The sequence below is a fragment of the Varibaculum sp. genome (assembly GCF_008661855.1).
GTDB classification, from domain to species: domain Bacteria; phylum Actinomycetota; class Actinomycetes; order Actinomycetales; family Actinomycetaceae; genus Varibaculum; species Varibaculum timonense_A.
Map to the genome: position 1 here is coordinate 40,414 of NZ_RPZY01000033.1, position 14,874 is coordinate 55,287.

Below are 14,874 nucleotides of genomic sequence, written 5' to 3' on the forward strand. Positions count from 1 at the left end.
AGAATCTTTCCGGCTACAGCTCGGGGGCATCAACTGGTTTAGAAGTACGACGCATCCACACTCCTCCAGAAATCATTGCCGAGACTCCTCCATGGCGTTCAAGAGAATCAGCCCGGAAAGCCAAATAAATATGAGCAATTACAAAACCCCAGAATAGGAACATAATCATGGCGTGAACTAGACGCATGAATGGTATCCCAAACCAGTCGTTTGGTGCTGCCATAATCGCCCAGAAAAGGCTGGTGTTCCTGTAAGGGAGGGCGTAAAGAGCCATCCCTATCCCCATTTGGAAAGCCCCTATAACATAGACCGAAGTATAGGTAAGTTGCTGCAGCGGGTTGTGAGCCACATATAGCGGCCCCTCTTTCCGCAAGAACAGGTAGAACCCGACAGTTTCTTTCAGGTACTTCAAGTCCTCTTTTTTCTTGAACGGCCAGAAAGTCTCCCAGCGTAAGTAGCGATCTTTGGACACAAAGGCGATAACTACCCGTACCGCACCGATAGCTATCCAGGTGAAAGCCGCGACGAAGTGAATAAAACGCATTATGCCCATCAGATAGCCGATATCCACGCCCCTAAAGAAAGTATCTCCAAAAAAGGGATCCATAATGTAATAACCGGTTACCGACATAACCACAATCAGAAATACATTCAACCAGTGCAAGAAACGTAAACCGACAGACCAAACGCTCAGCCTTACCCAATCCTCGGTGGTGGGGGTAAGGTCATCATCTTGCAAACCGGTACCAACCGGTCGCACATTGATAAATCCCTCCATTTGGAAAGGACCACATTCGCCATTTTCATCTACCCTAGCGGTAGCTACCCCCAGGCAGCGGTATCCCCTAGAGCCAGCCATCTGTGCGTTTTTACGAAGCAGAGTACGCAAAGCCCGCTCTGGTTTCGCCACATTCATTACCGATTCCAGGTCACCGCGAGCAATCACGATGTTCATGGACTCACCGGTCTTGGTGCGCTTCATATCGTTAATCCGAGCCAACGAGTAACGCCGGTTTTGAGCGGGATCAAAGTTTTCTGCGGGAATCTCGCTATTGGGAATCCCGTGTTTGAAGCGGTAACGCAGGGATTCTTTAAGGGCAATATCAACCGGATCGCTGCTGCCAGTAGGGCTAACCGCTGCCATTAACAGCAAGCGGCGCATCGACAGGTCAGAGCAGCTAAAACCGCCCCCAACCTCAATCCCACTGGATTTATGGCTCTCATTACCAAAGAATTGGATTTCTTTATCCTGATTCCCGGTGCTGACGGTTTTTGCCGGTTCTATCGGTTCGCCCTCTAGGGTAGAGTTTGCGTTTTCACTGTTCGGATTGGTTTTTGGGGAGGGCGTATTTTGGGAGCTCATGAAGTCACCGCCTCGCTAATAAGATTTCCCTCCGGGTCGAGGACGTGCACGGCGCAGGACATACACGGATCGTAAGAGTGAATCGTGCGTAACGGTTCCAGAGGAGCCTTCGGGTCTACTAAGGGATGATTTCCCGTGCCCATCAGTGATTCTTCATACGGACCGGTAACTCCTTGAGCGTCACGTCCTCCCGCTAACCAGGTGGTGGGAACCACTGCCTGGTAACGTGCAACTTTACCGTCCTTGATAGTGACCCAGTGGGAGAGGTTACCTCTCGCAACCTCAACAAAGGCGTAACCTTGAGCGGTTTGTGGCCAAGAGGAGGGTTCCCATTTGCTGGCATCGAAAACGTCTATATTACCTTCTTTAATATTGGCGACCAGCGCGTTGTAATCCTCTAACAGTAAGTTGGCAGAAACTACTGCCTCGGCAGCGCGGGCAAAGGTGCGCCCCATCGTCGAGTTAATCTGAGCAGGGGTAATTCCCAGGGTAGAGGCGGCGGATTCCACTAGCTTCTTAACCGGCGCAAATCCTTGCGCATAGGCGAGCATCAAACGCGCCACCGGACCGACCTGCATCGGTTTACCGTCATAGCGAGGAGCCTTACACCAGGTATATTTACCATCAAAGTCATCACCTAGCCACTTAAATGGCGGCTTTGGTCCGTTATATTTAACGGTGGTTTCCCCTTTATCAGGGGTAAGACCTTTCTTGTCCCCCACTGAATACTCGTACCAGGCTGAGGTTACAAACTCTTCAATCTTGTGCGGATCAAAAGGATGAACCTTGCTCAAATCCCCGTTCAAAATCACGCCAGGTTTAATGGCGCTATGTCGAGAATCGACCCGGGACTTGTTGGGGTCTCCCCCAAAGGTGGCACCAGCAAGACCTACCGCTAGATAGTTCGCGTGGGTAGCCCCGATATCGAAATAGTCTTTATAAACCCCGGCAACTGCCAAAACGTCTGGGTAATAGCAGTCATTTACGAATTCTACGATTTCATCAATCCAGGTTTTCACCTGATCTAATTGTACCTGGTTAATGGATTCCGAAGAGTTAGGATCAATTGAGCAGGCCATTCCCCCGACCAGGAAATTCGGGTGGGGATTCTTGCCTCCAAACACCGTGTTAATGCGAATCATGGATCGCTGGAACTCTAAAGCATCTAGATAGTGCGCCACGCACATCAAATCTGCTTCCGGAGGAAGCCGGTAATCGGGGTGATCCCAGTATCCTCCGGTAAAGACCGATAGCTGACCAGAGTCAAGAACGCTCTTGATGGTATCTCTAACTTCGGTGAAACGTTTAAGGTTGTTTCCGCGCCACTTTGAACCAATAGAGTTCGCAAACTCGACCGCTTTTGCCGGGTCAGCTTTTGCCGCGTTAGGAACATTAACAAAATCTAGGGCGTGCAAGTGGTAGAAGTGAATCACATGGTCTTGGATTTCTTGCGACCCTAGTACCAGGGAGCGAATCAAGCGGGCATCATCGGGAAGAACTGATCCTATTGCGTCCTCTACTGCGGTAATGGAAGCAATAGCGTGAACGGAGGTACAAACCCCGCAGATACGCTGCACAAACGCCCAAACATCACGCGGATCACGGTTTTGAACGATGGTTTCAAGACCGCGGAACTGGGTGGTTTCACTCCAGGCTTTCTTAATTTTTTTTCCCTCGGATTCAATCTCAATACGCAGATGACCCTCGATACGGGTTAGGGGATCGATGACTACTTTTTCGGTCATTACTTCGCCTCGCTGTTCTGTTTATCGCTAGTAGCGTCCTCGTTTAGGGAGTTATTTTCGCCCCCAACTGCGTTGTCTCCGAAAGCTGCCATCGGAGAATTCTTGGTAGCTTTGCGGTCAGCTGCGGCTCTAGCAGCGGTTATTCCCGCGTGTACCGCCACCCCAGATGCTACCGCCCCGGTCAAACCCAGACCTACCTTTTCGGCAGTGGCTTCTACCCCAAAACCGGGGATATTTGGCAACTTGTCATAGAAAGGCGTAAACCGGTCATAAAAATCTCGTTCAGTACAACCGATACAGGGGTGACCTGCACCAATTGGCCACCCTGATTTCAGATTCCATTGCACTATCGGGCAGGGACTAAAAGTTGAAGGCCCTTTACAGCCCACATCGTACAAGCACCAGCCTTCACGCGCCCCGGCATCATCGAATGTGCGCACGAATTGGCCGGCATCGAAATGAGGACGACGCGGGCAGGAATCGTGAATCCTCTGACCATATGCAAATAGCGGACGACCCTCAGAATCAACTTCGGGAGCCTTACCGTGAGTCAAGATATAGGTTAAAGATGCGGTGATTACCTCACCGATTGGGGGGCAACCCGAAACATTAATTACCTGTTTATCTTTAATAATTTCATCGACGCCTACCGCACCGGTGGGATTAGGTTTAGCGGCTTGGACAGATCCATATACGGCACAGGCGCCAACAGCCAAAATCATAGTGGCGTTCTTGGCAGATTCCTGCAAGACTTGTTCAGCCGATTTTCCACCGATAGTGCAGTAGATTCCGCCATCCTTGGTAGGAATAGAACCATTTACCACCAGGATATGTTCCCGGGCATTAGTTTCTTCCAGCGCTTTTTCTGCCGCTTCCCCAGCTGCCGCCATCACCAGTTCGTTATAGTTCACGGACAACAGGTTTAGCACCACCTCTTCCACAGTAGTTCCCCCACTGCGCAGGGTGGATTCCATACAACCGGTGCATTCTTGAAGCTGCAGCCAAACCACATTAGGTTTAGTGATTGCCCCCAGTTTATCGGCCAGCTCCTCGGCGGCTTTTTGTGCTGGAGCTGCGTGTGCCATTTCGGGAGTTCCAACCGCGAAAATAGCGGCTAGACCAGCACAATACTTCACGAAATCACGTCGGCTAACCCCGGCGCTGGCTAGATTTTCGGCGAGGGTACCTTCTCGCCAAGGCTTAATGTCATAGCTCATACGTAATCCCTTGTTGGTGACGGAATTAGAAATAATATTAGACAAGCAGTCTGTGAACTACAATACCTAGTCCCTCAATATTGGCTTAAAATTGAGTATAAGCACCCTATTATTTACGCAATGAAGCAATTACGTATTCATAGATTTTGCAGCCAGTCAATCCACTCATCCACGCCTTCACCATTTAAGGCCGACACTTCAATGACCTTCACTCCCGGATTGACTTGCTCCAAGAAACCCCGGAATTTTTGCATATCGAAGTTTAGATAAGGCGCGAGATCCATTTTATTGACAACGACCACCTCAACCGAGCGGAACATCACCGGATACTTTAGGGGCTTATCCTCGCCCTCGGTAATCGAAAAAACCATCGCCTTAGCGGTTTCTCCAACATCGAACTCTGCCGGGCACACCAGGTTGCCAACATTTTCAATAATCACCAAATCAAGAGCGGTCAAATCCAATGCTGACAAGGCTTTATGCACCATCGGGGCATCCAGGTGACATTCACCTCCAAAACCGTGACCGGTGTTAAGTAAAGAAATTTGCGCCCCGTATCCTGCCAGACGTTCAGAATCCATAGGGGTTTCAATATCACCCTCGATAACTCCTACCCTGATTTGTCCTTGCAGCTTAGACAAAGTTTGCTCTAACAGGGTGGTTTTCCCCGAACCAGGCGAACTCATCAGGTTCACCACTTTTACGTTATTTTCCCGGAATGACTGGCGATTATGATCTGCCAAATGATCATTTTCCGCGTAGATATCTTCCAAAATCTCTATACGTTCCCGACCTGTTTCATAGCCGGAATGATCCCCGATTAGTTCCGGATCGACCACATATTCCCCATGGTCATGGTGATGAGAATGCTCCCCATGATCATGCGCATGAACTGTACCATCATCATGGCGATGAAAACGTCCCATTATTGTTTCCTTTCTGGCGAAACCTCAATAGACACCACTCTAAACTCTTCCCCGCTAATTATCTGCAGATCCCGCGAGGAGCATTCTTGGCAACGAAAATCCAACACTTCCCGCAATTCGGTGCTAGCTTTACATTCACGGCAAGACACCACCGCCGGTATTTCGGTGATATTAAGCCGGGCCGGCCCGCGCAAAGTAGTCTTACGAACCGCTCCCCAGGCGAAATAGAGAGCTTCGGGAACTACCTGACGCAGATGCCCTACCTCTAATTCGACCTCTAGCACCTCACGTCCAGCTGCATTTCGCGACACTATCCGCGCAAGTTGGCGTGACAGTGCAACTTCATGCATAACAACCCCCTAGGTTTTCTTATTGGCGAGGACGCGCCTAGGCTCGCCCGACATCTAACTTTGAGCTTACCGCTAGGCTTAGGACGATAGATATTTTAGATGGGGGAGGCAAATATGCGACGCGCCTATCGACTACGCGGAGTAGTACAGGGAGTAGGGTTTCGTCCTCACGTAGCGAGAGTTGCTAGCGATTTTCCCATCACCGGTTTTGTGGGAAATGATGACGAATCGGTGTTTATAGAGGTACAAGGCAGTCCCCAAGACATTGAAGATTTCATCTCCAAGCTGCTCGCTACCCTCCCCCCATTGGCTCAGGTTCTAAAATGCGCCGCCCAAGAAATGCCCGACATCGAAGGTGAACACAGTTTTCAAATAGTTAAATCGCGTCGCCGCCCCGGTGTACGTACCCTGATTCCTCCCGATACTGCCACCTGTCTCGATTGCCAAACCGATATGGCAAATCCCAATAATCGGCGCTACCACTACCCCTTTACTACCTGCACAAATTGCGGCCCGCGCGCCACTATTATGATGAACTTACCCTATGATCGGGACACCACCACTATGGTTAAATTCCCGATGTGCCGGGCTTGTCACGCCGAATACACAGACCCGACAAACCGCCGCTACCATGCGCAACCTATAAGCTGCTTTGACTGCGGGCCAGTGTTGTGGGTGAGCGAAGCAAAAAAACCAGATTTGCGTCCTCCAGTCGGAAAGCGTGCCCCGCTGATTGATGCGGCTTTATCTCAGGCTCGTCAGCGGTTAAGTGCCGGGGAAATCTTGGCAGTTAAAGGTATCGGCGGCTTCCATCTGATGTGTGATGCCCGCAATGAAGAGACGGTAGCCCGGCTGCGTAAACGAAAAAATCGTGGAGATAAACCTTTCGCAGTCATGGTGGGCGATATTGAAGCGGCACGCAATCTTGCTCAACTTAATCAAGCCCAAGTTGAAGCACTGACCAGCCCATCTCGACCGATTGTGATTGCCCCGGTAAGTTTTGACTACCACCTGGCAGCCAGCATTGCTCCCGGTCTTAGCGATATTGGGGTGATGCTGCCGTATGCTCCCCTACATTTGGAACTTTTAACCGCTGAATGCGCTGAGATGGCATTGGTTGCGACCTCAGGGAATCTGGCAGGAGAACCCTTGTGTTTTACCAACGAGGACGCCGCCTCGCGTTTAGCAAAAATTGCGGATGCTTTTGTATTCCATGACCGTGATATTCACCTGCCGATGGAAGACTCGGTTTTCTTGGGGAACTCGAAGACTACTATTCCCTCGCGGCGGTCCCGAGGATATGCACCACTACCAGTACCGCTACCTAGAAAAGCTGAAGTTCCGACTTTAGCGGTGGGAGGAGAATTAAAAAACACGTTTTGCCTGGCCAGCAAAGATTTGGCACATATTTCGGGACATATCGGGGATATGGGTACGCTTGCCAGTCAAGAAGCCTTCGATAGGGCGGTCACTCAAATGCTAAATTTCCAGCATGCTCGACCTGAACGAATCGTTTGCGACCTACATCCCGCCTACTTGACCACCGCTTGGGCATCAAGGTTTTCCGCCGCTAAAAATATCGAATTAGTGCAGGTACAACATCACGTAGCCCACGCTTATTCCCTGTTGGCGGAGCGAGATTGCCAATCCCGAGCCCTGGTAGTAGCAGTGGACGGTACTGGTTATGGCGCTGACGGCACTATCTGGGGAGGAGAAATCCTGGAGATTGCGGGAGAGACCTGGCAACGCCGCGCTCACCTGCCCTCATTTAGCTTGGTAGGAGGCGACCGGGCAGTGCGTTATCCCTGGCGAGTTGCTTTAGGGATTGCTCACGACTGGAATCTGGATTGGATAGCAGAAGTAATCAGTGAAGAAATTGGCGATAGGCAGGGTAATACCGGCGAACTTGAGCTGGTTAAAAGTCAGTTAAACAGCGGTTTTGGAGTAGTATCCACCACCAGTTGTGGCAGATTATTTGATGCCGCAGCCGCTATCCTTGGAATCTGCACATCCGTTAGCTATGAGGCGCAAGCCGCCATGCAGCTAGAGTCCGCTGCCACTAACTGGGCGCATACTAACCCGCTTCCCCGTCCTAAAACGTTCAAATCTTTTCGAGACCTGTTTGAATTTTTAGGTGAGGGCGAACGAGAAATCGGGGAACGCGCCTGGTTTTTTCATGTGGGCTTGGCAGGATTACTGGCTAATAAAACCCAGGAACTAGCTGAAGAAAGCCAGATATCTACGGTGGGACTAACTGGCGGGGTGGCTTTGAACCGCCTGTTTAGCACCCAGTTTACCCACCTGCTCCGCAAGGAAGGCTTCAAGGTATTAACCCACCGCACCGTGCCCCCAAATGATGGGGGGCTGAGCCTAGGACAGGCGTGGGCAACGGTTTTAGGGGCAAGCGAGGGCTAATATCACTAGGTACCATCCGGCCTTTAACGTACTCGCCTAGATTATTAGCAGATTCGCGGCAGCGGATCGCCCACCAACATATCAATCATCCGAGTCCCCCCGAAAGCCGTCACCATCACCACCGATGACTCCGGTTTGGAAACTACCCGTCCGATATTAGCGGCTTCTTCCCCGCCCGGAAGCGCCCGCAGCGTCTCCAGCGCGGTATCTACCTGATCAGCGGGAACTACCGCACAGAACATGCCTTCGTTCGCCACATAGATAGGGTCGATACCCAACATATCGCAGGCACCGCGGGTCATATCGTGTACCGGAATAGATTCGTCCTCGATAGCTATCCCTAAGCCGGTAGCTACCGCCAGCTCATTGAGCACTGTGCCTAGTCCGCCACGCGTAGCGTCCCGCATCCAGCGGGTCTGCGGTACTGCCCCCAATAAGCCTTCAACCAGGCAATTAACCGCGCGAGTATCGGATTTAATCGGGGCTTCAATCGCCAGGTCCCCGCGTGCCATCATCACCGACATCCCGTGATCGGCAATCGCTCCCGAAACGATAATCCGGTCACCGCGCTGCACCTGGTCTGCTCCTAGTTGGCGCGAAGGCGGTACAATCCCGATTCCGGCAGTGTTAATAAATAATTTGTCGCCGCTACCTTTGGGAACCACTTTGGTATCGCCGGTAACGATTCTTACCCCAGCCTTCTCGGCGGCATCTCGCATCGCCTGTACTTCCCGGCGCAAATCCGCAATCGGCAATCCCTCTTCCAAAATGAAACCGGCACTAATTACTTTGGGGATGGCACCAGATACCGCCAGGTCGTTGACGGTACCATTAACCGCGAGCTCTCCAATAGAGCCGCCGGGGAAGACAATCGGATTAACCACATAAGAATCAGTGGACATTGCCAACTTATACCCGGAAAAATCTGCTAGCGCGTCCTCGTCCTCGGCAAAAACGCCGAGAATTTCCGTTAAAGGAAGCACCCCTGCATCGGTCAGTTCCTCTAAAACCCGGTTACCATAGCCGGACACAAAAACCTGTTCCACCAGGGCAGCCGACGCTTTCCCGCCCGCCCCATGCGATAGCGTCACGTATTCATCTTTGAGTTTCATGCCGCGACTGCGTACCCGGGCAATATTGGAGTTTACTTTTGCTTCATCTTGATTAAGCCGGTTTTTCGGATCCATATATCGATAATTGCACAACGAGGTGTCATTTTCATCTTTTGATAGCTCAACTAAATGACAGTAATCTGGAAAAGAAGCTTGCTGAAGGAGATTCATATGTGTTTGGGAGTACCAGCCGAAATCGTAGCATTCGACGAAACCGAGAGCGGCCGCGCCAAAGTTTCACTATCGGGAGTCGAACGCATGATTTCCACCGATTTACTGGCAGACGAAGGTTTAAAAGTAGGTGACTGGGTGCTGGTACACGTGGGATTTGCAATGTCTCAGATTGATGCCGATGAGGCCGCCACCACATTGGAGCAGATAAAAAAGTTAGGACAGTTCGAGGACGAACTAGAACAGTTCAAGACCACCTCCGCCGATTAGCCCCTACTTAAGCCTGCACGTGGAAAAAGAAGAGTGAACCAATGAAATATGTAGACGAATTCCGTGACCCCGAGTTTGCGCGCAAACTGGTAAAACGTATCAATGCGGAGGCTTGTCATTTTGAGCGCCCATTAGCATTTATGGAGATTTGTGGCGGACACACCCACACTATTTACCGGCACGGCCTTGAGCATTTATTGCCCGAAAACGTACAGTTCATTCACGGCCCGGGCTGCCCGGTGTGCGTAATCCCCATGGGAAGGGTCGATGACGCCCTCTGGCTGGCTAATCAACCGGACGTCATATTGACGACTTTCGGGGACATGATGCGGGTACCAGGCTCTCAAGAATCCCTGCTACAGGCGAGGGCGCGCGGGCGCGATATCCGTTTCGTTTACTCTCCCCTGGACGCTTTAAAGATTGCGAAAGAAAACCCTGATAAAAAGGTTATTTTCTTTGCTATCGGGTTTGAAACTACCGCGCCCTCGACTGCCGTTACCCTGCTAGCAGCCAAGAAACAGCAGGTAAAGAACTTTTCCGTGTTCTCTAACCACGTGAAAATTGAGCCACCTTTGCGGGCAATCGTAGGCGCAGATGAAACCCGGATCGATGGTTTTATCGGCCCCGGTCACGTAGCCACCGTCGTCGGCTCGGATGCCTTCAAATTCTTGCCCACAGAATACAATAAACCGGTGGTAGTAACCGGTTTTGAGCCGCTCGATATTCTACAGTCGGTAGCCATGCTAATCGACCAATACCTATCGGGAGCAGTCGAACGCGGTGAATCGCGCGTAGAAAACCAGTATTCGCGAGTAGTACGTCCCGAAGGTAACTTGGCTGCCCTAAAACTTCTTGACCGGGTATTTTCCACCCGCGACACTTTCGAGTGGCGCGGTCTCGGCTGGATGCCCTATTCCGGAATGGGGATTTCTGAGGAATTCGCAGCCTGGGACGCGGAGCGACTGTACAACGTGCCGGGGGTGCGGGTTCCCGATCCCCCCGCTTGCGAATGCGGATCGGTGCTCACTGGGCGGATTAAACCTTGGGAATGTAAAGTGTTCGGCACTGCCTGTTCGCCCGAAAAACCCATCGGTACCTGTATGGTTTCCCCCGAGGGAGCCTGCGCCGCGTTCTATAACTTTGGGCGCATTGACCGGGAAACCGCCCAAGCCATCGTAATCGAGGACTAATCAGGTCTGCCTCGAGTTTACGGGTCTGGCTCGGTAAAAGTGCTCCGGGGACCCCGATTTTCTCGCTTCAGCGAGAATAGGAAGTTATACCAGGAGGCTAAAAAGCGTGTTTCCGACTAAAAAAGATAGTGACAGCATACCTGTCCCTCTCGCATCTTTTACCGGCCGCGACCCTTTTGCTCGCAAACTCTTCCTTGCACAATTTGTCTTCTACCTCCCCAAAGCAAAAAACACGCCTATGCCTCCGACGTTACAAATGAGCCAAACGTGCGGGTAATAGTTATTCCGCCTACCAATAAACAATTCTGATAATTAACCGCGTATCCGAAAGCCAATAATATGATGTCAAGTGGGTGAAGCCTGCTCGGATAAAACTATCCCCCGCATGCAAGGCTCGCAGCTACTTACCACTGTCTGTTCCTCGAAAACTCCAATTTCCCGGCCTGTCGCGATTCAAGATCCTTAAACGAGGGGGCGAGGTTTTATCCGAGTGGGCGCGGTGGGCATAAGAATTCGGAAAACGTCGCCACGTTTTTCGAATTCTTGGGCGGGAGGAAAAACCTCGCCCCCGCGCACGATTTTGGGCAGGAGGAAAAAAGTTTTCCGCGCTCAGCCACTAGGCTGTTTCTTCGTTGCGAGAAAAGCAATACAACTAATTCATTCTGCATGTTGGCGGGGTTTTGTCTGTGGAGGGTGAAAACGTTACTTAGGTGGTTCTACTTGCCTGCACATATGCCTGAAAAATGTCGATGCGGGGCAAGATTTTCCTCGCGCCCCGAAATCCGTAAAAATACTCTGGCATCTTCACGGGTTTAACACCCGAAGCCTTCCCCTCGACATAAAACCGCTCCCCGTTCTCCCTAAGTAGTCTGTCCCTCTCATATCTTTTACCGGTCGCACCCAATTTCGAGACATTATCGCCCTCCCGATACAGTTTCACCCTCCCGAGATGGGAAATGTGGTCGCTTTGGGGGTGGTTTGGCGATATTGGGAGGGTGTTTTTGTCTGTGGAGGGTGAAAACGTTGCTTATATAGTTCTTGCTGCCTGCACATATGCCTGGAAATTGTCGGTGCGGGGCGAGGTTTTTCCTCTCGCCCAAGAATTCGGAAAACGTGGCGACATTTTCCGAATTCTTATGCCCACCGCACCCACTCGGATAAAATCTCGCCCCCGCGTTAGACACACCGTTCCACCGTCACTAGAAAAGCAATACAACTAATCTCATACGGTTTGGCAAAAGCGTTTCAATGAACGCGGAAAAGTTTTTATCCGAGCAGGCTAGACACCCTTGTCATCATATTTTTCGACCTTCGGATACCCGGTTATAAATCAGAATTGTTTGTCGGGCTTTATGTCCATTATTTGTATTTGTCACAGGCAAATACGGATTTTGGGCAGGAGGAAAAAGTTTTCCGCGCTCTTTCTGACAAGAATAAAACTAGACAGGATTTTCGGACAGATTATTACTCGCTTTCGATTTCGAGGAGGGTTAAGGCTTGTTCCAGGTTGGCGGCGGTGCCGGCTTCACCGTCTAACCAGTGGATTCTGGGGTCTTTGCGGAACCATTTGCGCTGTTTGCGGGCAAGCTGCCGGGTTTGCAGCGCTATTTGTTCCGCCGCCTCTTCACGGGTGATTTTTCCGGCTAGCAAATCCATAACCGCCTGGTAACCGGTGGCGCGGCAAGCGGTAGGAGTGTCCGCCAAACCTAGTTTTTGCAACTCTTCAACTTCCGCGATAAATCCTTGCGCCAGCATTTGGCTGGTGCGCTGGGATATACGCTCATCAAGCACCGGAAGCGGCCAGGAGATTCCCAACTGCAAAGCAGGCTGGAAGTATTCCCGTCGCGGCATAGTGGCTGAAAACTTCCTGCCGGTTAGCTCATAGACCTCCAGGGCGCGAATCACCCGGCGTTCATTAGCCGGCACGATTCTAGCTGCGGACTGTGGATCAACTTCGGCGAGGCGTTGATGCATTTTCTCTATCCCCAGCTGCGCCGCCTGGGCTTCTAGGCGCTTCCTAATAGCGCTATCGGTTCCGGGGAACTCGATTTTGTCAAGGACGGCGCGAACATAGAGGCCGCTCCCCCCTACCAGTATCGGTAGCGCTTTGCGCGCGCGAATTTGCTCAATAATTTGGCGACAACTGCGCTGATAGTCTGCTACTGATGCTTTTTCCTCTAGCTGTAAAACATCTAACAGGTGATGCGGGATTCCCCGGCGCTCATCTACCGGAATCTTCGCGGTTCCGATATCCATACCGCGATACAGCTGGAAAGCATCAGCCGAAATAATCTCGCAAGCGATTCCTTGCTCCCCTAACGCCGCAGCTAATTGCAGGGAAAAACCAGATTTACCGCTGGCAGTTAGCCCGACTACCGCTAGGAGAGGAAGCTTGGAGGAATCCATTAAGCTACCTATCCGCGAGGACGAATGGCGGGAATTCCCAGTGAAACCTGCTGGGAGTATTCTTCCTGTTTACTCTGACGCGCCTGCCAAGCATCCCCGGCTCTGGTGGGGCGCACCGAGAATAATCCTCCCTCCAAGGCAGAATCTGCGAGCAAGTTATGGGGAGCACCATGGGTGACAGTAGCCGTCACCATATCTCCTGGTCGCGGCATTTCCTGTCTGGCAGGTAATGCTACGTGGACTAGGCGTCCATCTCGGGCGCGACCAGATACCCGGTGAGTTTCTTGATCTTTTCGCCCCTCGCCCTCGGAAACTAATACCTCTACTTGTCTGCCTACTAGTTTCTGGTTTTCTTCCAAACAAATCTGGTCTTGCAGCGCAATCAACCGGTTGTAACGCTCTAGCTTGACCTCGTGGGGAATCTGATCCTCGCGGTCAGCCGCCGGAGTGCCCGGACGTGGCGAATATAGGAAAGTGAAGGCAGAGGCAAAACGAGCCTGCGCTACTACCTCTAGCGTCTGCTGGAAATCTTCCTCAGTCTCTCCGGGGAATCCTACGATAATATCGGTGGAAATCGCGGCCTCAGGCATAGCCTCCCGTACTTTATCCAGTATCCCCAGGAAACGTTTTTGCCGGTAGGAGCGGCGCATCGCGCGCAAAATAGTATCAGAGCCCGATTGGAGTGGCATATGCAAGGTGGGCATTACGTTTTCAGTTTCCGCCATTGCCCAAATCACGTCGTCACTAAAAGCTGCCGGATGAGGGGAAGTGAAACGTACCCGTTCTAAATCCTCGATATGTCCGCAGGCACGCAGCAGCTTGGCGAACGCTCCGCGATCTCCAAATCCCGCGCCATAAGAATTGACGTTCTGCCCGAGCAAAGTCACTTCAATCGCGCCTTGAGAAACCACGGCTTCTACTTCCGCTAGCACCTCCCCAGGTCGGCGATCGCGTTCGCGTCCCCGCAGGGAGGGCACTATACAAAACGTACAGGTGTTATTACAGCCGACCGCGATTGACACCCAAGCGGAATAGGAGGATTCTCGCCTGGTAGGCAAGGTGGACGGGAAAACTTGCAGCGACTCTGCGATTTCTACTTCAGCGCGGTGATTGTGCCGTGCCCGCCTAAGTAACGCGGGGAGCACATCTATATTGTGGGTGCCGAATACCGCGTCCACATAGGGGGCTTTTTCAATGATTTTTTCGCGCATCTGCTGCGCTAAGCAACCTCCCACTGCGATTTGCATTCCGGGGCGTTCCCGCTTCACACTGGCCAGTTGCCCGAGGTTCCCAAAGAGGCGGTTAGCTGCAGCTTCGCGTACCGAACAGGTGTTGATTACTACCACATCAGCGCCGCCGTCCCCGGCATTAGTGGCGCGCGCGGCTGCTTGCGGCACCAGTTCTACCGGTATCAAGCCGTCAGCTTCTAGCAGCCCCGCCATCCGTTCGGAGTCATGCTCATTCATCTGGCAGCCAAGAGTTCGCACATGATAGGTGCGAGGCATTTTATCGTTGCTTGTCATCGCGCCTAAGTCTAATAGGCGAGCTGCCAGTGAGGAAAACGACTGTGACCGAGCGCTCTTTGGCAGCTTTTCGTACCCCCTACCCTCCGAGAAAAGTTGCGCTTAGCGGTTACCTTCCGCCCACTGATTTACCAAGGACACGATTTCTTGGTCGAGTCCAAAATCGCTGATTAATGGCATTACCAC

Annotated in this window: 11 protein-coding genes; 3 read left to right on the plus strand and 8 right to left on the minus strand. The window is 51.8% G+C overall.

The features are described 5' to 3' along the window. Positions 1–13: 13 nt before the first annotated feature. From cybH to QZT94_RS04120, 5 genes are all read right to left on the minus strand, one after another. On the minus strand, positions 14–1,363 hold the full coding sequence (cybH, locus tag QZT94_RS04100) for a Ni/Fe-hydrogenase, b-type cytochrome subunit (RefSeq protein WP_270625269.1): 1,350 nt from the start codon (positions 1,361–1,363) through the stop codon (positions 14–16). Then, on the minus strand, positions 1,360–3,108 hold the full coding sequence (locus QZT94_RS04105; RefSeq protein WP_072509922.1) for a nickel-dependent hydrogenase large subunit: 1,749 nt from the start codon (positions 3,106–3,108) through the stop codon (positions 1,360–1,362). Before QZT94_RS04105 ends, cybH begins: the two co-directional genes overlap by 4 nt. Then, positions 3,108–4,325: a hydrogenase small subunit gene (locus tag QZT94_RS04110; RefSeq protein ID WP_296761530.1), complete on the minus strand. Its 1,218-nt coding sequence runs from the start codon at positions 4,323–4,325 to the stop codon at positions 3,108–3,110. The genes QZT94_RS04105 and QZT94_RS04110 overlap by 1 nt, the downstream gene beginning before the upstream one ends. A 137-nt stretch (positions 4,326–4,462) precedes the next feature. Beyond that, the gene (gene hypB / locus QZT94_RS04115) at positions 4,463–5,251 is read right to left on the minus strand and encodes a hydrogenase nickel incorporation protein HypB (RefSeq protein ID WP_072509924.1); all 789 of its coding nucleotides are present in this window, start codon (positions 5,249–5,251) and stop codon (positions 4,463–4,465) included. Further along, positions 5,251–5,601, minus strand: a complete 351-nt coding sequence (locus QZT94_RS04120; RefSeq protein WP_270625265.1) for a hydrogenase maturation nickel metallochaperone HypA — start codon at positions 5,599–5,601, stop codon at positions 5,251–5,253. The genes hypB and QZT94_RS04120 overlap by 1 nt, the downstream gene beginning before the upstream one ends. A gap of 114 nt (positions 5,602–5,715) precedes the next feature. Between QZT94_RS04120 and hypF the strand changes: the two genes are divergently transcribed. Continuing rightward, on the plus strand, positions 5,716–8,016 hold the full coding sequence (gene hypF / locus QZT94_RS04125) for a carbamoyltransferase HypF (protein ID WP_296761528.1): 2,301 nt from the start codon (positions 5,716–5,718) through the stop codon (positions 8,014–8,016). A gap of 44 nt (positions 8,017–8,060) precedes the next feature. Here the strand turns inward: hypF and hypE are convergent, their stop codons facing one another. Next, positions 8,061–9,203, minus strand: coding sequence for a hydrogenase expression/formation protein HypE (gene hypE / locus QZT94_RS04130; protein WP_072510747.1), 1,143 nt, complete (start codon positions 9,201–9,203; stop codon positions 8,061–8,063). 96 nt (positions 9,204–9,299) lie between these two features. On the opposite strand from hypE, the gene QZT94_RS04135 reads away from it, so the two are divergent. After that, the gene (locus QZT94_RS04135) at positions 9,300–9,569 is read left to right on the plus strand and encodes a HypC/HybG/HupF family hydrogenase formation chaperone (protein ID WP_072509926.1); all 270 of its coding nucleotides are present in this window, start codon (positions 9,300–9,302) and stop codon (positions 9,567–9,569) included. A gap of 41 nt (positions 9,570–9,610) precedes the next feature. Further along, the gene (gene hypD, locus QZT94_RS04140; protein ID WP_296761524.1) at positions 9,611–10,759 is read left to right on the plus strand and encodes a hydrogenase formation protein HypD; all 1,149 of its coding nucleotides are present in this window, start codon (positions 9,611–9,613) and stop codon (positions 10,757–10,759) included. 1,464 nt (positions 10,760–12,223) lie between these two features. Here hypD and miaA read toward each other — a convergent pair. After that, complete coding sequence (gene miaA / locus QZT94_RS04145; protein ID WP_296761522.1) at positions 12,224–13,165, minus strand: tRNA (adenosine(37)-N6)-dimethylallyltransferase MiaA; 942 nt, start codon at positions 13,163–13,165, stop codon at positions 12,224–12,226. Positions 13,166–13,173: 8 nt separating this feature from the next. Then, positions 13,174–14,688 carry a tRNA (N6-isopentenyl adenosine(37)-C2)-methylthiotransferase MiaB gene (miaB, locus tag QZT94_RS04150; RefSeq protein ID WP_296761521.1) on the minus strand — a complete coding sequence of 505 codons (1,515 nt, stop codon included), beginning with the start codon at positions 14,686–14,688 and terminating at the stop codon, positions 13,174–13,176. Positions 14,689–14,874 lie beyond the last annotated feature (186 nt).